This window comes from Pseudomonas cyclaminis (assembly GCF_015163715.1).
Lineage (GTDB): Bacteria > Pseudomonadota > Gammaproteobacteria > Pseudomonadales > Pseudomonadaceae > Aquipseudomonas > Aquipseudomonas cyclaminis.
In genome coordinates, this window is record NZ_JADDUM010000092.1 from 36,173 (window position 1) to 52,525 (window position 16,353).

A 16,353-nucleotide genomic window follows, 5' to 3' on the forward strand; every position below is an offset into this window, starting at 1 on the left:
TAATGTCCCAATTTGATGAACTCGCCCCTCAACAGCTTTTTAAGGCGTTAGAGTCAGCGACCACAACAGCTTCCCTGCCCAAGCTTGCAACGCTACTAGATGCCATTCGCTTTAATGAAGACGGCCTGATTCCCGCCATTGCCCAGCAACATGATACGGGCGAAGTACTGATGATGGCGTGGATGAACCGAGAAGCCCTGGAAGAGACGTTAACAACGCAGCGAGTTTGCTACTTCTCACGCTCGCGCCAAAAGCTATGGCGCAAAGGTGAGACATCAGGACAGCAACAGCGCCTTAAAAGCGCAGCGCTAGATTGCGATGGTGATACGCTGCTGGTTCAGGTGGAGCAAACTGGTCCCGCGTGCCATTCCGGCCGTCGCAGCTGCTTTTATGTGTCGCTCGGTGCAGACAGCGCCAAGATTACCAGCGAGCCGCTGATTGATCCGGCCACGCTATACGGTAAAAAAGCGCCGTGAAAAATTGGCTGTTCGCCATTAAACAGGTTTTTCTTAAGCTGCTAACAGCAGTGATGGTGGGCTGTATTCGCGTTTACCAATACACCATCAGCCCACTGCTTGGCCCTCGCTGCCGCTTCTGGCCAAGCTGCTCTTCCTATACCATCGAGGCCATCCAGGTGCACGGCCCTTTCAAAGGCGGCTGGATGGCTGTCAAACGCATCGTGAAATGCCACCCAGGCAGCCCAGGCGGCATGGATCCGGTGCCCGGTGGGCGCAGCGAAGCGCTCTGCCGTGAAAATGACGACCGCCCTACTGAGCGTTGCCGCTCAACCTTCTGCCGCCACTAACGTTTATCCTTGCTTAGCCACCTGATAGATACGCTCTAACATGGCGTGCAGGCCGTTACTGCGCGTGGGTGAAAGGTGCTTATCAAGCCCGAGATCTTTCAAGAAATGCGGCTCGGTCTGATTGATCTCTTCGGCTGTGCGCTCACTATAGATACGCAGCAATACGGCAATTAACCCTGATACGATGGCAGCATCCGATGTAGCCTTGAACACCAGTTTGTCGCCTGCCTGTTCATGGCACGTCCACACGTTGGATTGGCAGCCTTGGATTTTATATTCTTCCGTACGACGCTCCTCCGGAAAGTCAGGCAGCTGCTTTCCCATATCAATAATGTACTGATAACGGTCCATCCAGTTATCAAACATCTCAAACTCTTCGACCAGCTCCTGTTGGGCTAGCTCTGCGCCTGAAGTTGCCATGGCGTATCCTTTGCGTTGATGAATCACAGTCGCGGCTATTATAACGTTTCAGCCCCTGCTTTTGGGGGCGTTTTCAAGCGGTGGCGCTGCTGCTCTTGATGCCACTCATCGGCTTCGGTGTGCAAATAACGGCTGGTGGTATCTAGCTTGGCATGGCGAGCGCTTTCCGCTAAGTAACGCGAGTTATTGTCAAATTCTGTGTATGGCCGGTCAGGCGGCAGTCCTGTCTGACTGATCGGTCAAGGGTTCGCCGTCCTTGAACTGGACGTTGTTCACGACCAGCTCCAGCTTGTTGAACCCCTTGATCCGCTTCCAGCGCTTCTGGGCGCTCTGAAGCAGCTTGAAGACCATCGCCAGGGTCGTCGCTCTGGAGCCGCAGTTCCGGCTGCGCTTGCTCCGCAGGCGGACCGTGGCGAAGGTCGACTCGATCGGGTTGGTGGTGCGGATATGCACCCAGTGTTCTGCCGGGTAGTCATAGAACGCCAGCAGCTCCTCCCGATCCTTGGCCAGGCACTCCATGGCTCTGGGGTACTTGGCCTCGAAGCGTTTCACCGTGCGATCGAAAGCCTTGTGCGCCTCATCGCGGGTCTCGGCCATCCAGATCTCATGGAGGTCGGCCTTGACCTTGGGCTGCACGGATTTCGGCAGTTTATTCAATACGTTGGCAGTCTTATGGACCCAGCAGCGCTGGTGCTCGGTCTCTGGATAGACCTTGCTCAACGCCGCCCAGAAGCCCATGGCGCCGTCGCCAACCGCTAGCTTGGGGGCCGTCGTCAGCCCGCGCTCGCGTAGCCCCGTGAGCAGCTCTTTCCAGCTGGCCTCTGACTCACGCTGCCCATCCTCGACGACGACCAACTCCTTGCGGCCCTGCTCAGTGACGCCGATGATCACCAGCAGACACAGACGGTCATCCATGCGCACGTTGCTGTACACGCCGTCTGCCCACCAGTAGACGTAGCGCTGCTCTGATAAGCCCCGCTTCTGCCACTCGGCGTGCTCAGCCTCCCACTGCTTCTTGAGCCGCGACACAGTATTGGGGTCGTCTCAGAATTCGGAAAATAAAGCACGCTAAGGCGTAGTCACCCCGTGACTCCCCCGCGCCGATGCAGCGAGCTTCGTTCCGTCTTGCAGTGACGCAATCAGCGGGCAGGAAACGTTCCCTTTCCGCGCATGGCAGGCGCACACCAGTTCAGACAGCACGGCCTCCATGCGTGCCAAGTCGGCCATCTTCTCGCGCACATCCTTGAGCTTGTGCTCGGCCAGGCCGCTGGCTTCCTCGCAATGGGTGCCATCCTCCAGCCGCAGTAGCTCGGCGATTTCGTCCAGGCTAAAGCCCAGCCGCTGGGTCGATTTCACGAACCGCACTCGTGTTACATCCGCCTCGCCATAGCGGCGAATGCTGCCATAGGGCTTGTCTGGCTCCGGCAGCAGGCCCTTGCGCTGGTAGAACCGGATGGTCTCCACATTGACCCCGGCCGCCTTGGCAAAAACGCCAATGGTCAGATTCTCCAAATTTTTTCCATATCGCTTGACTCCGTACATAACTACGGAAGTAAGCTTAAGCTATCCAAACCAAATTTGAAAGGGCAAGCGTATGTCTGAACCTCAAAACGGGCGCGGGGCGCTCTTCACTGGCGGGCTAGCCGCCATCCTCGCCTCGGCTTGCTGCCTGGGGCCGCTGGTTCTGATCGCCCTGGGATTCAGCGGGGCCTGGATCGGTAACCTGACCGTGCTGGAACCGTACCGCCCGCTCTTCATCGGCGCGGCACTGGTGGCGCTGTTCTTCGCCTACCGGCGCATTTTCCGCCCCGCTCAAGCCTGCGCACCGGGCGAGGTCTGCGCCATCCCTCAGGTACGTACCTCCTACAAGCTGCTGTACTGGCTGGTGGCGGCCTTGGTGCTGGTCGCGCTCGGCTTCCCCTACATCCTTCCCTTGTTCTACTGATCAGGAGTTCACCATGAGAAAACTGCTCGCATCCTTAGCCCTCGCCAGCCTGGTCGCCACACCCGTCTGGGCGGCCACGCAGACCGTCACCCTGGCGGTGCCGGGCATGACCTGCGCCGCCTGCCCGATTACGGTGAAGACGGCGTTGACCAAGGTCGATGGCGTGACCAAGGCTGAGGTGAGTTTCGAGAACCGCGAGGCCATCGTCACCTTCGACGATACCAAGACCAATGCCCTGGCGCTGACTAAGGCGACCGAGGACGCTGGCTATCCGTCCAGCGTCAAGCAATAGGAGGGACTTCCGATGGCAAATCCTCTCAATCTGTTCACGCGGATCGGTGACAAAGCCGGCTCCGTCGGCGTGCTGATTTCTGCCATAGGCTGCGCCATGTGCTTTCCCGCCCTTGCTAGTCTGGGGGCCGCGTTCGGTCTGGGCTTTTTGAGCCAGTGGGAAGGCCTGTTCATCACCACGCTGCTGCCTCTGTTTGCTGGACTGGCTCTGCTCGTCAATGCCCTCGGCTGGCTCAATCATCGGCAGTGGCGACGGACTGCGCTCGGCCTGATCGGTCCTACCCTGGTACTGGCAGCGGTATTTTTTATGCGGGCTTATGGCTGGCGGAGCGGTTGGCTGCTCTATATCGGCCTGGCCCTCATGTTTGGGGTGTCGATATGGGATCTCGTGTCGCCCGCTCATCGCCGTTGTGGGCCGGATGCCTGTCCGACGCCGCCAAACCAGTGAACCTGACAAGAGACGATCTAATGAGTAACGAAATGACCGAACTGAAAATCATTGGTATGACCTGCGCCTCCTGTGTCGTGCATGTGAAAGAGGCCTTGGAGAAGATTCCGGGCGTGCATCGGGCGGATGTTTCCTACGCCAGCGGGAAGGCCGAACTGAAGGTCGACGAGGGCGCAAGCCGTGAGCAGATGCAGGCCGCTGTCGAGGCCCTGGGGTATCGAGCGGCGTTCGAAGACGCCATGGTACAAGCCCGTCCTGGCCTGCTCGATAAGGCACGGGGTTGGTTGAGCAGCACTGACGCCGGGAAAGAGGGCGACAAGCTCCACGTCGCGGTCATCGGCAGTGGTGGCGCCGCCATGGCGGCCGCGCTCAAGGCGGTGGAAGGCGGTGCCCGCGTCACCCTGATCGAGCGCGGCATCATCGGCGGCACCTGCGTCAACGTGGGCTGCGTGCCCTCCAAGATCATGATTCGTGCCGCGCATGTGGCCCATCTGCGCCGCGAGAGCCCGTTCGACGCCGGGCTTTCCGCCATGACGCCGACCGTCCTACGCGAACGTCTGCTCGCGCAGCAACAAGACCGTGTCGCCGAACTGCGCCACGCCAAGTACGAAAGCATCCTGGAGAGCACGCCGGCGATCAGCGTGCTGCGCGGCACCGCCCGTTTCCAGGACGGCCACACGCTCAGCGTGAAACTGGCCGAGGGTGGCGAGCACATCGTAGCCTTCGACCGCTGCCTGGTCGCCACCGGCGCAAGCGCGGCCGTTCCACCGATTCCAGGACTGAAAGACACGCCGTACTGGACCTCAGACCAGGCACTGGCGAGCGATACAATCCCTAAGCGGCTCGCCGTGATCGGCGCCTCCGTAGTGGCAGTGGAACTGGCGCAGGCCTTCGCCCGGCTGGGTAGCGAGGTCACGATCCTGGCACGCAGTGCGATGTTCTTCCACGAAGACCCGGCCATCGGCGCGGCGGTGACGGAGGCCTTCCGTATGGAGGGCATCGAAGTGCTGGAGCAAACGCAAGCCAGCCAGGTGTCCCACGCCAACGGCGAGTTCGTACTGGCCACCAACCATGGTGAGTTACGTGCCGACCAACTGCTCGTCGCCACCGGCCGCACGCCCAATACCCAGGGCCTGAACCTGGAAGCGGCCGACGTGCAGCTGGACGAGCGCGGCGGCATCCAGATCGACGAGCGCATGCGCACCAGCGCAGCGGATATCTATGCGGCCGGCGACTGCACCGACCAACCGCAGTTCGTCTACGTCGCGGCAGCGGCTGGCACCCGCGCGGCAATCAACATGACCGGCGGCGAGGCCAAGCTCAATCTCGACGTCATGCCGGCCGTGGTGTTCACCGATCCGCAAGTGGCCACCGTCGGCTACAGCGAAGCCGAAGCGCAGCACGCCGGGATCGAAACCGACAGCCGCACCTTGACCCTGGACAACGTGCCGCGCGCGTTGGCCAACTTCGACACGCGGGGTTTCATCAAGTTGGTTGCCGAAGCGGGCTCCGGCCGACTGCTGGGAGTGCAGGCTGTGGCCCCGGAAGCAGGAGAACTGATCCAGACGGCGGTACTCGCCATCCGCAACCGTATGACCGTGCAGGAATTGGCTGACCAGTTGTTCCCCTACCTGACGATGGTCGAGGGACTGAAACTCGCCGCACAGACCTTTAACAAAGACGTCAAACAATTGTCCTGCTGCGCAGGGTAATGAGAGAGGGAGGTTGAAACATGAGCAACACGGCAGACGATCTCGGTAGGTGCGACAGCCTACGCAAGACATGGCAGTTGGTCAGCTTCTGGGGCCTGCCTGCCGTCGTGGCGACGATAGCGATTGTTCTGTCTAATCGACGCCCCGCGTTGTTCCTGGCAGCAGGCGCCGCGCTGGCCGTGATGGGCGGCGCCTGCCTGGTCAACGCCACGCGTTGTCGCCGCCTTCACTGCTACATAACGGGGCCTCACTTCCTGTTGCTCGCAGTTGGTGCGCTATTGGCTTATGTGTTTGACCAAAACGGCGAGCATCTCTCCAGGTTGTGGCTGCTACTGGCTCTGGGAGCTGCACCGTTGCTCATCTGGCTACCTGAGCGCCTAGCCGGAAGGAAATATCTGAGCGCCCCAGTTTGCGGTGAAGGTCGGGAGTGTCGGCGATGAATGCCTACTCCATATCCAGATTGGCCGAGGACGCGGGCGTCAGTGTCCATATAGTCCGAGATTATATGCTGCGCGGCTTGCTGCACCCCGCGCGGCGCACGGAAAGCGGTTACGGCATTTTCGATGAGCGGTCCCTGGCGCGGCTGTGCTTCGTACGTGCCGCCTTTGAGTCCGGTATCGGGCTCGACGAATTGGCGCGGCTCTGTCGAGCGCTCGATGCAGACGATAGTACCGATGTGATCGGGTGTATCGACCGCTTGCTTGGGCAAATCGCGACCCGGCTGGCAGCTTTAGACGCAGTGAAAACGGAGTTGGCCGGGCTGACTCATCGTGCCATCGAAGGTCACACCCATGCGTAATACCAACCAATCCGAATCAATCAAGATGCCCCGCTGGCACGCCTACACGTGGGGTGTGCTCGCCGCGCTCACTTGCCCCTGCCATCTGCCGGTGCTGGCATTACTGCTCTCGGGGACTGCGGCCGGGGCCTTCGTCAGCGAGCATTGGAGCCTCGCGACGCTCGTGCTGACGGTTCTCTTCGTCCTCTTCCTGAGAGCGGCTCTACGGGCCTTTCGGAAGCGGGCGTGACCCGCTCGGAGCACGGCGCGGTCTCCGCTGCCGAGTTGCGGCAGGCTTGGGAGCGTTGGGAATTGTTGCTGCACTGCCAGCCGCAGGTCGATCTGCGCGCAGGTTCGATCGCAGGTGTGGAAGAGTTACTAGGTTTTCTTGGACGATGGAGAAACCCCATCATGAACGCAAACGACACCCCCACTATCAGTTGCTGCGAATGTTGCAAGGAAATTTCCCTTGACGCCGCACTGACGCCGGAAGGTACCGAGTACGTCGTGCACTTCTGTGGCCTTGAATGCTATCAGCGCTTCATATCGCGCGCGGATAAGAGAGCGGCATCCGAGCCTGATCACCCCTGCACACCAGAGGTCAGTACCCGTCACGACGACTAATCTTTGCCTCTGGAAAGTGGCTCTGGTTTTTTTTAGAAAGCGTGAGTCCATTGAGATTTAATGCAAGTCCGCTCGTGGCTAATGTAAGCCCGAAGGCTTCGTCAGTAGTTTTATCTAGGCCGATGCCCGGGAGGATGGCAGCGTGCCTACAGGGCGTCAAAACCGGCTACCCAGAGTCAAATTCACCCCACAGTACAGCGATGCTATAGAGTTACTCGTCAGTCCTGCAGCATCAGTTTTACTCTGCACCTCCATTGTATTCAGTCTGCCGGCAGCCCATTTGCACGAATAGTCTAGTCCTGATAGTCAGGAGCAAGCGCTGCCAAAGGAGCAACGTGTTTAGAACCCGCCTGCAAGCATGAACATAAAGCAGAAATATCCTCTTGAAGGGCCATCGCCTGCGCCCAAATACTGTCGACATCACTGGTAGCCACAGTGAGGGGGAAACCTTCCAGTACCGTCATGGCCATGCCATGCAGGCGTAGGAAGTCTTCTCGAATGCTGCCGACCCCTCCGATTTCAGCAAGGCAGGCATCCAGCCGGTCGACCAAGTTGAGCAACTGAGCGGTGTCGTAGCTTGCACGCAGAGAGTCGAGTACCTTGGTATCGACGTCCCCATAAGGTGTCACGCGGAACGAAGCTGGCGGGATATGCATCAGTTCGTCACCTCAACGTTGCTGTCAGACATCTGTTTCGCACGCATTGATCCCGCAGCCTGCTGGAAAATGGAATCCTTGATCCAGGGTTCCGGTGGGCGTTTGAGTTTCAGGTTGAACTCCCCAAAACGTTTGACATTGCTGGTTAGGTAGGGGCTGAGAAACGATACGTCGTCGTCAGTGAACTGCCAGCCATCACGGGCGAGCTTCTGCAGGATGCGCATCATGTCCACGGTGTTCTGCAGGATCACCGACGAGGCCACCATGTCGTTGTAGCGCAGGCGTTTCTGTTGCTCGTCCGGATCGTTTTCGGCGATCACGTCACCGCCAAAGGACAGCCACTTAGAGAAGCCGTTGTAGGACTCGATCTTATTGGTGTTGGCGGTGACTTCCTGGCGCAACTCGCGGCTGCCGATCCAGTTGAGTAGGAAGATCGTCCGGATCACGCTGCCCAGCGCTTGCGCGGCATGATAGAGCTTGTTGCGCCGACTGTAGGAGCCAAGTTTGCGCAGCAGCATAGGTGAGGAAATCTTGCCGGCCTGGATTGACAACGCGACCTGCATCAGATCCTGCCAGTGGGTTTCGATCAGGTGCCAGTCGGCGGTGTCGGTGAACAGACGGTTGATGTGTTTATACGAAACGCCGCGATCTGGCCGGCACATCACCAGGTCGCGCCAGTTGCGGATACGCGGCATCAGATTGATGCCCAGCAGATGAGTGAAGGCGAACACCGTGGCCGACTGGCCCTGGGTGTCAGAGTACACCGTATCGGGTTCGACGCTGAGGTCGACCTTGAGCAACCCCTCAATCACATAGATTGCCTCCCAGATACCAGGCGGGATGAAGTGCTGGAACACCGCGATGTAGTTATTGGCCACGTGTCGGTACGCCACGGCCCCCATCTTGCGATAGCGGAAGTGGTAGCCGGCCAGCAGATTGTCGTCATAGAAGTCGAACTGCGTACCGTCCGCGGCCACCGCCTTGCCATCGCCCCAGAGCTTGGGCAGGTCAAGTTGCAGATAGAGTTCCACCAGCTCGCGGTTAGCCTTGTCTAACTTCTCAAGCGAGAGATGGCGGCGATTCGTATAGGACAGCATGTGCGGCGTGACATTACCGGCCAGATGCCGTGCGGCCTGGTTGGGGCCAAGGTTGCAGCCCATGGCGAAGATCGTCATCAGGTAGCGCTCGGCCGGTTCTTTGAGCTTTGGCTCGTTGCCGGACATCGGCCCGAAATGCCGAGTGAACTGAATCCAATGCTCAATGTTGGCCATGATGTCGAGCACGTGCCTGGCCGGCATGCGCTGCATAAGCGCCGTCTGTAGCGAGATGGCCGAAGGCGGGATGTCCCGCGCTATCACTCGGCGTAGCACCGGTTCGCCGGCTTCATTGATCGATACGTCACCTCGGCAAGAAGGGAATTTTTCATCCAGATGCTGCGCGGTTTCCTCCAGCTGAATCTTGAGGGAGGCGACAAACTCCTTCGCCGTGCCAGGCAGCCCCACCTTTTCGCAGTAGGCCGGTAGACGATGGAAACATTCTTCCCAGGGCAGCAACTGCTTACGGTAGTCGGCGAAAGATTCCGACCCCAGCACGCACATATCACCCGAGCGCAGCTCACTGGCCAGGTAAGAGAACACGCAGACTTCCAGATAGCGCCGGTTGGTAGGTGGCCCTTCACTGGCAGGACGACGCACGACCTTAACCCAGCGCTCCGACGCAAACGACAAGTCGACATGCTCGTCGATCCACTCGCGGTGTAGATTTTCGCTGTCCTGGATGAGCTGAAGCGCCTGGATAAGTGAGCGATCCTGAGTCGTGGGTTCCAGTTGAAGAAGGTGGCTCAGACGGAACAACAGCGAGCGATGGGACTTGAAGTGCTTCCAGATCAGCGGCAGGTAGTTGTTACCGCCCGTAGCCTGGACTTCGGCGCAAGTCTCGCGCAACCGATCCAGGTTGCCATCGGGAGAGAGGAATTCCCGGATCAGACTGCCAGCCTCCTGGTCATCCGGTTCCTGAACAAGAATCTGCACCACGCCATCCAGGGTGGCCGCCAGTTGCTCCAGCTTCTGGCGTTGCCGCGCCTGGATTTGCTCCAACTCCTCCTTGGCGCGTTTGTGGATCGTCGAAATCCGTCGGATGAACATCTCGGCCAGGTGATCCCGAGTTCGCACCCGCATCCGATAGATCAAGGCCAGCATCAGTGTGTAGCGTTTCGGCAGCGAGCAGTCCTTCAGCTCGGCGACGTCCGACGCGGCGGCTTGGGTGGCGAAGTGGCGGATCTTAGCATCGATGACCCCCTCAAGAATGGCATCCAGATCTCCGAAGCTCTCTAACCACGCCAGGTGGTCGATCAACACCTCCAGGTGCTTGCGGGAAGGCTTCTTGGGTGCCTGCTTGAGTGCGTTGAAGTCACTCTGCCGACGCCCGAAATCCGTGTCGAGCAGCTCCTTTAGCTTGTAGATCACCTCGATTGGCGCTCGGAGCACGATCAGGTTGAAGGTAACTTCCTGAGCACTCGCCAAAGCGGTTTCTGCGATGTTGTTGAGCGTCGAATAAGCCGGAAGCTCATAGCCACGCTGAATCAGCTCATCAAGCATGGCATTAATGAGATCGACTCGCTGCTCAAGCACTACAGCGCAGTCACGTGCGATTTCCTCAGTGATCGCTAGCCCGTCGCTGCTATAGAAGGGTGTAACCTGCAGGTACTGCCGAACCGCCGCTTGGTGTCGGTAAAGGGTGCGGGGGTTGCTGTAGCGCGGAGCTATTCGTGCGCCGTAGCGAAGGCATTGTCGGACATGACTGATGAGCTCCTGAGGAAGCTCCTCGAACGGAACAAAATAGTGTAGCTGCTGAAACACCTTTAGTTGGATTGCCAGCCCAATCGATAGCGCTGGACTCTTAGCGGTGTTATTGACCCATTCGATCTCTGAATCAGACAGGGAATAGCATCGATGCAGCTCCTTAGCTGGCAACTGACTGGGCAAGAGCGGGTAGGCTGTCCTTTCCACCGAAGCCATTGAGTTCATCCCCCAAGTAAGGCAAAACATCAGCATAGACGGCTAGTCAGGCGGGGGATGACCAGCAATCAAGAACTCAATAAATTTCCTTTTAGTTCAATATCTTGCAGAACGAATGTCCTAATTTTTGCCTTATCTCGGCATAACCCCTGGTCGGTTTCATCCATTGGTGCCAGTTATCGATGCATTTGGCCGCGAAGGCAGGATTTGGTCAGCATAGCGGTCAACCGGGAAGCGAAACACACCCCGCAAGTTGATGCTCTCCAGCCTGGTGGGCGCAATCTTCTCGATCAGTTCCGGTGGAATGACCTGGCGGCGGTTCGACCAGCGATCCAGGACCGCCTGCATCTGTGAGGTATTCCACGCCATCACGATGTTGGCCATCAGGCTCAACGCATCGGCCACAGCCTGCATTTCATCGACACGTTTGGCCTGCGCCGGGCTGATCCGGCCGGTATAAATGGCGCGCTTGAGGGCGTTAACAGCCTCGCCCCGATTGAGCACCCGGCGCAACTCGTTCCTGAAAGCGTCCTTGACAAAGTAGTCAGCCAAAAACGCCGTACGCAGCAACCGCCCCAATTGCACGCCAGCCTCATAGATTGGATCGCCCTGGGCGGCAGAACCGAACCGCGCAAGAGCTGCCACCGCACTGGCATGTCCGCTCATGACCGAGGCTGCCAGGTGCACCAGACTATCCCAATGCTTTTCGATCAAAGCGACGTCGACATTGGCTTCGCACACCGCAGCGATTTCTGCGGGCACTTTGGTGCCGCGTGGCACAAAGAGGTGGCGCTGTTTGAGTTCCTTCAACCGCGGGCAAAGATCAAAACCAAGCAAACGGGCATGTGACATGGCAAAGTCGGTGTAGCCATGGGTATCCACAGCAAGCTGGCTGGTCTCCAGCTTTTCTTGGCGGATGACACCTTCAATGGCCACGCCCGCCTGGCGCTCATTGAGCACAAAGGGCTGCGCATGGAAGATGCCCCACCGGTCTTTTACATGGGAGTAGATTCCAATGGAAGGTGTGTTGCGCCGAGGATCAAGCCGGGCTTGCCACACCCGTTTGGTGGTCTCCATGGTCATCATGTCAGAAGATGCCAAATCGGACCGCCCCCAGGTGGCGGCAATCGGGTGTCGCTGCATGAATTCCAGCACAGCCTGGCAGGCCTGGCTCAGACGCCGTTCGTCCCGCGCCCAGCGCATGGCCTGGCGAATGCTGGTGGCAGACAATTGCGGAATCATGCGCGCGCATTCGACCGCAGTCAGACTGGTGCCGTGGGCCATGATGCCGGCATAGACCATCAGCAGCTCGTCGGTAGAGCGCGGCTCACGTCCGAGCATGATCCAGCTAAAGCGCACCTGGGCGTCAACGGCCAGAATCACTTCCGGCAATTGAACCTCACCGATGCGGTGATCCAAAGCCGCGCGCAGCTTGGTCACTTCTGGGTCTTCGTCCTCTGCGGGCAATGGCGACAAATGGAGTTCATCATCCACGCGCAGTACGCCACTGCGGGCTGCAGCGGCCACCGCATCGACACCGGCAGTTACTCTGGCCAGCAAAGGCTTCAAGAAAGTGGCAGCCTTGCTGGGTAACGATAGACGGGCATAGTGTTTCTTGGACTCTGCCTGCCAACGCTCGTCCGTGAAGAACAAGCGCGCACGACCCCGAAAGCTCAGGCTGTGCTCAATCCAGACCGAGCCATTGCGCACCGCGCGGCGCAGGGCAAACAGGGTGGCCACCTCCAACGCCTGAAACGCCCGTTCCCGGTCTGGGCTGGAGATCGAAACCTGCCAGATCATTCCCAGACTTGGTGCCACCACTTCAACTGGCAGCTTTCTGGATCCTTTGAGATATAAAGCTTGCAGCTTGGCAAGGTACTCGATGGCAGGATGCTCGCCGGTGGCCTGCCAGGGCAGCTTTGCAATGGCGACGAGCAACGACCGCACGGGGCGAATTCCATCAATCAATCCCTCGCGGACCAGGGAGGCCCTGCTCGGTGGTTTGCGTTTCTGGGTTTCGGTGATCAAGGCTTCAAGACGGGCACGCAACTCAGCATCTGGCACCGCACCTTGCGCGCTCAAGGCAACAAGTTCGCCGAGCAGCGTTTTGTACATTGCGGCCCAATTGACGGTAGCGGGGACATCGGCGGCAGCCTGACGCCACAGATCGGCGATCCGGCGCTGCACCATAAGGATCAACTGGTCTGTGGTGGTGAACAGGCAATACCGAAGAAAGCATGCGACCTCCACGGTGCGCGCTGGCTCTTTGATCTTGGCTCCGGCTGAGGGCGGCCTGGAGACAAGTCGGCGCGCGTAGCGGCGCAAGATGAGATCGGGGATGTCTGCCAGGTGCTTATGAACGTCCAGCGTGTAAAGCAGGTCGATGCGCTCCAGTACCTCGCTGATTTGGCGGGTTGAGTGTTTCGCCGGTGCAGCCCATAGCCAACTCTGCTGGGTTTGTCCATCTGGGCGCAGCTCTGAAACTGAGGCTCGCCAGCGATCAAGTGTTGCTGGATCAACGCTGGCGGCGATGGCGGTGCCTGTTTCAACTTCAAGCTGGGCAAGTGCCGCCGCAATCAGTGTCCGAATTGCCCGCTCGTGCACGATCACCAGCTTGTTCTTGTACAGCCATTGACGCGCCCGCACGAGTAGCTGATCGCGGTCGGCGCAGCGCGCCACTTCGTCGCGCAGTTCACGTACCAGTGAGCGGCGCTGGTGCTCGCTCATCCACTGGAATCCAAGGACCGTGCAGGCTACTTGTTGGTGATCGAATAGCGTGCGCCCGCGTTCATACATGGCTCTCAGCGAGGCGACTTCTGGTGCTGCAATGCCAAGCTCGTTGCCAAGGTGGCGCCACAAGGCTACTGGAATTACCCGAAAGGCACCGAGCAAACGCCCACTCATGCGCAGGAAACCAATATGGAGCGCCAGACCAAGCTTGTGGGAATCACCTCGGCGTGCATTGATTGCGTCGCGCTCGGCACCATCGAAGGTGAAAAATGCCTTCATCTCGAAGTCGCTGATATCGCGGGGGAGCCCACGCATCCCCAAAAACGTTGTGTGCCAACCCTGCATCGTGAACCTCAAAAGTGGGAGGCCACCATACCCGTTTACAAAGCGAACAGGAAAGTCAATGAAATCAACGGTCTACCCAGACCACCCCCGCGCCAGTGCTAGCTTTGCGTACCGTCACTTATTGCACTGAAAACGAGGAGACCCCCAATAGGGTCGTCAGATCTGTGGACGCTCAATCGTACTGTTCGATGTGGCGCATCTCGTTGTACCCGTCGATGTCGAACGGGCAACCTATGGAGAAACGCAATGACACTATTTGTTAGCTGTGAAGCCGTCGAAGGCAAACTTATCGCAAACCCGAACGGCGGCAAGGCCGGGGAGCCCGACTACTGTGGATGCCTAGAGTTGGTGATGGGTGACTGGGAAGGGGTGCCCCGTCTGCGGGTGCCACTCCTGGCGTTCGAGGAAGGGCAGGGAGATGCCCTCAGGTACCGGCTGAATCTCAGCGGTATCGAGGGATTCATGGAACTCAAAACCGTCAAGTACAGCCCGTTAAGCGCAGACTTCGAAGGCATCATCGACAAACAGCTCGAGGTGGCGGCTTGGCGCGAATACAACTCGAAGGATGGATGGCACCTGCGGCTTCGCGCATGGGGCTACTTGTTCTCGAACGGCGAATGGACAAGGTCCACGGAAGCCCTTATCTTTTGATCTAAACAGGTCCCTCTCGTTCATCGCGGGAGGGGCAACACCAACCTAGGAGTGCATCATGTCCAAGCCCCTCAGCATCGGCGCTTTCGCCGCCGTGCAATACCTGCCGCATATCGAAACCTTCCTGGCCACCGGCGACGGTGACTTCGACGGCCCGATCTGGGCCAAGGCCACCAGTGAAATCAAGTTCGTCGACGCCGCGCGAGCTTCACGATGGTTCATGAATTCATGAGCCGCGACGGCAGCCGCATCTCGACGGTCGACACCGCCACAGGCATCCAGGTGCCGGGCATCGACGAGGTCTCGCTCACCGTCATGCACAAGGTGGTCGATTCCACCGGCAAGTTCGAAGGCCTGCGCGGCACCTTCCCGAGCTTCGGACTGCACAACTTTGCCACCGGCAAGGGCGTGCAGCGCTTCGGCGGCGAACTGAGCTGAAGTCAGCGCTAAGCAGCAGGTGCACCCGCTGATCGTGGGTGCGCCGGACGACCTCTCAAGGCGCGCCGCCGGCACAGACCGACGGCGCCGCTTCTTCAAGGAGCACAGACGTGACACCCGAAGTTGAGGCAGCACTGCCGCGCCGCCTTCTGCACACCATGCTGCGCGTGGGCGACCTGGATCGCTCCCTGCGCTTCTACACCGAGGTTTTCGGTATGGACGTGTTGCGCCGCGAGGACTACCCGGACGGCCAGTTCACGCTCGCCTTTCTGGGCTACGGCAGTGAGGCCGATCACAGCGTGATCGAGCTCACCCACAACTGGGGTCGCAGCGAATACGAGCGTGGAAACGCCTACGGTCATATCGCCTTGGCCGTGGATGACGTGTATGCCGCCGTAGAGCGCTTGAAGCAGCTCGGCGCGAGCGTCAGCCGGCCCGCCGGTCCACTGAGCAGCCGCCCAGCGGATGGCAGCGAGCCCGACGTGATTGCTTTCGTCGACGACCCCGACGGCTACCGAATCGAGTTGATCCAACGCCGCTGAATCCAACGCGGCACCCACACTTTTTTAAGGAACCAGCATGAATTCATTCGACACGTTCAACTGGCTTCGCTCTGCGCGTCGCCTTCTTAGCGCCGGACTGGTCGCAACGACCATCGGTCTTGGCCTGGGCGCATCGCTCGCCTCGCACGCTGCACCCACAGCGGCTCCAGCAGCCGCTGCAGCAAGCACGCCGGTCGCATACCGTTATGCTGTCGTCGACGGCGTGCGCGTCTTCTACCGCGAGGCCGGACCCGCCGAAGGCCCGCAGGTGCTGCTGCTCATGGGCTTCGGTGGCTCGTCATACATGTTCCGCGATCTCATCCCGAAGCTTGCGGCCGCCAACTATCACGTCATCGCGCCCGACCTTCCGGGGTTCGGCCTCACCGAAGTGCCGCCGGCGCGCAACTACCGCTATCGCTTCGAGAACATCGCCAACACGATGGAAGCCTTTACCGAAGCGGTGAAGTTGGGGTTTGGGGAGCAATGGAACCAAAAACCAACGTAAGCCCTACCAACGCTTTTCGGTGTCTTCTTCCCAGGCGCCCATCTCGACAAAACAGTTGCGCATGTCGGCCTCCTGGCTGATCTCGGTCAGCAGGTCATGCACGCTCTTGTCCAGCTCATCGTCGCTCCGATACGGAATGGTCAACTCATAGTGGCCGGCATCCAGCCGCTTCATGCCATAGGGCTCCAGGCAGTAGCGCTCAATGTTCTCCGTGGCCCGCTTCCGGCCGCGCACGAACTTGCTGTTATTCACCACCGCGAGGCGCAGGGTGACGGTGGCCACCCGCTCGGCGGCGGGCGGCTCTGCCGGCGACGCGGCCGAAGGCTGCTGGTCGCGTGACCTGGCGCTCTTCTGGTACGCGCCGATCTCGACACCACGGTGGCGCAGGTAGCTGTACAGCGTGCTCTTGGAGATGTGCAGCTTCTCGGGGTCGTTTGCGGGAGAGG

Annotated in this window: 21 protein-coding genes and 1 pseudogene; 15 read left to right on the top strand and 7 right to left on the bottom strand. The window is 59.5% G+C overall.

Annotated features, from left to right (window positions below; genetic code table 11):
• Positions 1-2: 2 nt before the first annotated feature.
• A complete protein-coding gene (gene hisI, locus IQK56_RS13170; protein ID WP_034389874.1) occupies positions 3-476 on the top strand; it encodes a phosphoribosyl-AMP cyclohydrolase in 474 nt (157 codons plus the stop codon).
• Complete coding sequence (yidD, locus tag IQK56_RS13175; protein ID WP_034389870.1) at positions 473-805, top strand: membrane protein insertion efficiency factor YidD; 333 nt, start codon at positions 473-475, stop codon at positions 803-805. Before hisI ends, yidD begins: the two co-directional genes overlap by 4 nt.
• Positions 806-808: 3 nt before the next feature.
• Here yidD and IQK56_RS13180 read toward each other — a convergent pair whose 3' ends face one another.
• From IQK56_RS13180 to merR, 3 genes and pseudogenes are all read right to left on the bottom strand, one after another.
• Positions 809-1,225 (bottom strand): SufE family protein, encoded by a 417-nt coding sequence (locus tag IQK56_RS13180; protein WP_033869425.1) that lies wholly within the window; start codon positions 1,223-1,225, stop codon positions 809-811.
• A 210-nt stretch (positions 1,226-1,435) separates the two neighbouring features.
• A pseudogene (locus IQK56_RS13185) lies at positions 1,436-2,260 on the bottom strand (IS256 family transposase); the annotation flags it as partial.
• 33 nt (positions 2,261-2,293) lie between these two features.
• Complete coding sequence (merR, locus tag IQK56_RS13190) at positions 2,294-2,767, bottom strand: Hg(II)-responsive transcriptional regulator (protein WP_023102386.1); 474 nt, start codon at positions 2,765-2,767, stop codon at positions 2,294-2,296.
• A 52-nt stretch (positions 2,768-2,819) separates the two neighbouring features.
• Here merR and merT point away from each other — a divergent pair, with 52 nt between their 5' ends.
• From merT to IQK56_RS31750, 8 genes are read left to right on the top strand one after another with little or no spacing between them, the layout of a single operon-like run.
• A complete protein-coding gene (gene merT / locus IQK56_RS13195; RefSeq protein ID WP_023102385.1) occupies positions 2,820-3,170 on the top strand; it encodes a mercuric ion transporter MerT in 351 nt (116 codons plus the stop codon).
• Between the two features lie 13 nt (positions 3,171-3,183).
• Complete coding sequence (merP, locus tag IQK56_RS13200) at positions 3,184-3,462, top strand: mercury resistance system periplasmic binding protein MerP (RefSeq protein ID WP_003131880.1); 279 nt, start codon at positions 3,184-3,186, stop codon at positions 3,460-3,462.
• 12 nt (positions 3,463-3,474) lie between these two features.
• Entirely contained in the window at positions 3,475-3,909 is a 435-nt protein-coding gene (gene merC, locus IQK56_RS13205; protein ID WP_003131881.1) for an organomercurial transporter MerC, read from the top strand.
• Between the two features lie 32 nt (positions 3,910-3,941).
• A complete protein-coding gene (gene merA / locus IQK56_RS13210; RefSeq protein WP_031633059.1) occupies positions 3,942-5,621 on the top strand; it encodes a mercury(II) reductase in 1,680 nt (559 codons plus the stop codon).
• 20 nt (positions 5,622-5,641) lie between these two features.
• Complete coding sequence (locus tag IQK56_RS13215; RefSeq protein WP_017849615.1) at positions 5,642-6,061, top strand: hypothetical protein; 420 nt, start codon at positions 5,642-5,644, stop codon at positions 6,059-6,061.
• Positions 6,058-6,420 carry a mercuric resistance transcriptional repressor MerD gene (merD, locus tag IQK56_RS13220; RefSeq protein WP_017849614.1) on the top strand — a complete coding sequence of 121 codons (363 nt, stop codon included), beginning with the start codon at positions 6,058-6,060 and terminating at the stop codon, positions 6,418-6,420. Before IQK56_RS13215 ends, merD begins: the two co-directional genes overlap by 4 nt.
• Complete coding sequence (gene merE, locus IQK56_RS13225; RefSeq protein WP_017849613.1) at positions 6,413-6,649, top strand: broad-spectrum mercury transporter MerE; 237 nt, start codon at positions 6,413-6,415, stop codon at positions 6,647-6,649. The genes merD and merE overlap by 8 nt, the downstream gene beginning before the upstream one ends.
• A complete protein-coding gene (locus IQK56_RS31750) occupies positions 6,646-7,023 on the top strand; it encodes a DUF3330 domain-containing protein (RefSeq protein ID WP_425274543.1) in 378 nt (125 codons plus the stop codon). The genes merE and IQK56_RS31750 overlap by 4 nt, the downstream gene beginning before the upstream one ends.
• A gap of 293 nt (positions 7,024-7,316) precedes the next feature.
• Here IQK56_RS31750 and tnpC read toward each other — a convergent pair whose 3' ends face one another.
• The 3 genes from tnpC to IQK56_RS13245 form a co-directional block, all read right to left on the bottom strand.
• Positions 7,317-7,679: a Tn3 family transposase post-transcriptional regulator TnpC gene (gene tnpC, locus IQK56_RS13235; RefSeq protein WP_017849612.1), complete on the bottom strand. Its 363-nt coding sequence runs from the start codon at positions 7,677-7,679 to the stop codon at positions 7,317-7,319.
• On the bottom strand, positions 7,679-10,696 hold the full coding sequence (locus IQK56_RS13240; RefSeq protein WP_033992796.1) for a Tn3 family transposase: 3,018 nt from the start codon (positions 10,694-10,696) through the stop codon (positions 7,679-7,681). The genes tnpC and IQK56_RS13240 overlap by 1 nt, the downstream gene beginning before the upstream one ends.
• A gap of 159 nt (positions 10,697-10,855) precedes the next feature.
• Entirely contained in the window at positions 10,856-13,771 is a 2,916-nt protein-coding gene (locus tag IQK56_RS13245) for a Tn3-like element IS1071 family transposase (RefSeq protein ID WP_034350331.1), read from the bottom strand.
• Positions 13,772-14,017: 246 nt separating this feature from the next.
• Here IQK56_RS13245 and IQK56_RS13250 point away from each other — a divergent pair, with 246 nt between their 5' ends.
• The 5 genes from IQK56_RS13250 (at position 14,018) to IQK56_RS13270 (ending at position 15,907) form a co-directional block, all read left to right on the top strand.
• Entirely contained in the window at positions 14,018-14,422 is a 405-nt protein-coding gene (locus tag IQK56_RS13250) for a hypothetical protein (protein WP_064493289.1), read from the top strand.
• 58 nt (positions 14,423-14,480) lie between these two features.
• Positions 14,481-14,654, top strand: coding sequence for a hypothetical protein (locus IQK56_RS13255; RefSeq protein ID WP_193901722.1), 174 nt, complete (start codon positions 14,481-14,483; stop codon positions 14,652-14,654).
• Positions 14,651-14,860: a hypothetical protein gene (locus tag IQK56_RS13260; protein WP_193901723.1), complete on the top strand. Its 210-nt coding sequence runs from the start codon at positions 14,651-14,653 to the stop codon at positions 14,858-14,860. The genes IQK56_RS13255 and IQK56_RS13260 overlap by 4 nt, the downstream gene beginning before the upstream one ends.
• 158 nt (positions 14,861-15,018) lie before the next feature.
• Positions 15,019-15,402 carry a lactoylglutathione lyase gene (gene gloA, locus IQK56_RS13265; RefSeq protein WP_044342709.1) on the top strand — a complete coding sequence of 128 codons (384 nt, stop codon included), beginning with the start codon at positions 15,019-15,021 and terminating at the stop codon, positions 15,400-15,402.
• A gap of 37 nt (positions 15,403-15,439) precedes the next feature.
• Positions 15,440-15,907, top strand: a complete 468-nt coding sequence (locus IQK56_RS13270; RefSeq protein WP_104685793.1) for an alpha/beta fold hydrolase — start codon at positions 15,440-15,442, stop codon at positions 15,905-15,907.
• A gap of 3 nt (positions 15,908-15,910) precedes the next feature.
• Here IQK56_RS13270 and IQK56_RS31160 read toward each other — a convergent pair whose 3' ends face one another.
• Complete coding sequence (locus tag IQK56_RS31160) at positions 15,911-16,327, bottom strand: transposase (RefSeq protein WP_425274544.1); 417 nt, start codon at positions 16,325-16,327, stop codon at positions 15,911-15,913.
• Positions 16,328-16,353: the final 26 nt, after the last annotated feature.

Excerpts from the sequence above, each read along its gene's own strand:
- IQK56_RS13245 (WP_034350331.1), bottom strand. The coding sequence starts at position 13,771 with ATGCAGGGTTGGCACACAACGTTTTTGGGGATGCGTGGGCTCCCCCGC.
- IQK56_RS13260 (WP_193901723.1), top strand. The coding sequence starts at position 14,651 with ATGAGCCGCGACGGCAGCCGCATCTCGACGGTCGACACCGCCACAGGC.
- IQK56_RS13250 (WP_064493289.1), top strand. The coding sequence starts at position 14,018 with ATGACACTATTTGTTAGCTGTGAAGCCGTCGAAGGCAAACTTATCGCA.
- IQK56_RS13180 (WP_033869425.1), bottom strand. The coding sequence starts at position 1,225 with ATGGCAACTTCAGGCGCAGAGCTAGCCCAACAGGAGCTGGTCGAAGAG.
- merC (WP_003131881.1), top strand. The coding sequence starts at position 3,475 with ATGGCAAATCCTCTCAATCTGTTCACGCGGATCGGTGACAAAGCCGGC.
- IQK56_RS13255 (WP_193901722.1), top strand. The coding sequence starts at position 14,481 with ATGTCCAAGCCCCTCAGCATCGGCGCTTTCGCCGCCGTGCAATACCTG.
- IQK56_RS13270 (WP_104685793.1), top strand. The coding sequence starts at position 15,440 with ATGAATTCATTCGACACGTTCAACTGGCTTCGCTCTGCGCGTCGCCTT.
- tnpC (WP_017849612.1), bottom strand. The coding sequence starts at position 7,679 with ATGCATATCCCGCCAGCTTCGTTCCGCGTGACACCTTATGGGGACGTC.
- merD (WP_017849614.1), top strand. The coding sequence starts at position 6,058 with ATGAATGCCTACTCCATATCCAGATTGGCCGAGGACGCGGGCGTCAGT.
- merT (WP_023102385.1), top strand. The coding sequence starts at position 2,820 with ATGTCTGAACCTCAAAACGGGCGCGGGGCGCTCTTCACTGGCGGGCTA.
- merP (WP_003131880.1), top strand. The coding sequence starts at position 3,184 with ATGAGAAAACTGCTCGCATCCTTAGCCCTCGCCAGCCTGGTCGCCACA.
- merR (WP_023102386.1), bottom strand. The coding sequence starts at position 2,767 with ATGTACGGAGTCAAGCGATATGGAAAAAATTTGGAGAATCTGACCATT.
- merA (WP_031633059.1), top strand. The coding sequence starts at position 3,942 with ATGACCGAACTGAAAATCATTGGTATGACCTGCGCCTCCTGTGTCGTG.
- IQK56_RS13215 (WP_017849615.1), top strand. The coding sequence starts at position 5,642 with ATGAGCAACACGGCAGACGATCTCGGTAGGTGCGACAGCCTACGCAAG.
- IQK56_RS13240 (WP_033992796.1), bottom strand. The coding sequence starts at position 10,696 with ATGGCTTCGGTGGAAAGGACAGCCTACCCGCTCTTGCCCAGTCAGTTG.
- hisI (WP_034389874.1), top strand. The coding sequence starts at position 3 with ATGTCCCAATTTGATGAACTCGCCCCTCAACAGCTTTTTAAGGCGTTA.
- merE (WP_017849613.1), top strand. The coding sequence starts at position 6,413 with ATGCGTAATACCAACCAATCCGAATCAATCAAGATGCCCCGCTGGCAC.
- gloA (WP_044342709.1), top strand. The coding sequence starts at position 15,019 with ATGCTGCGCGTGGGCGACCTGGATCGCTCCCTGCGCTTCTACACCGAG.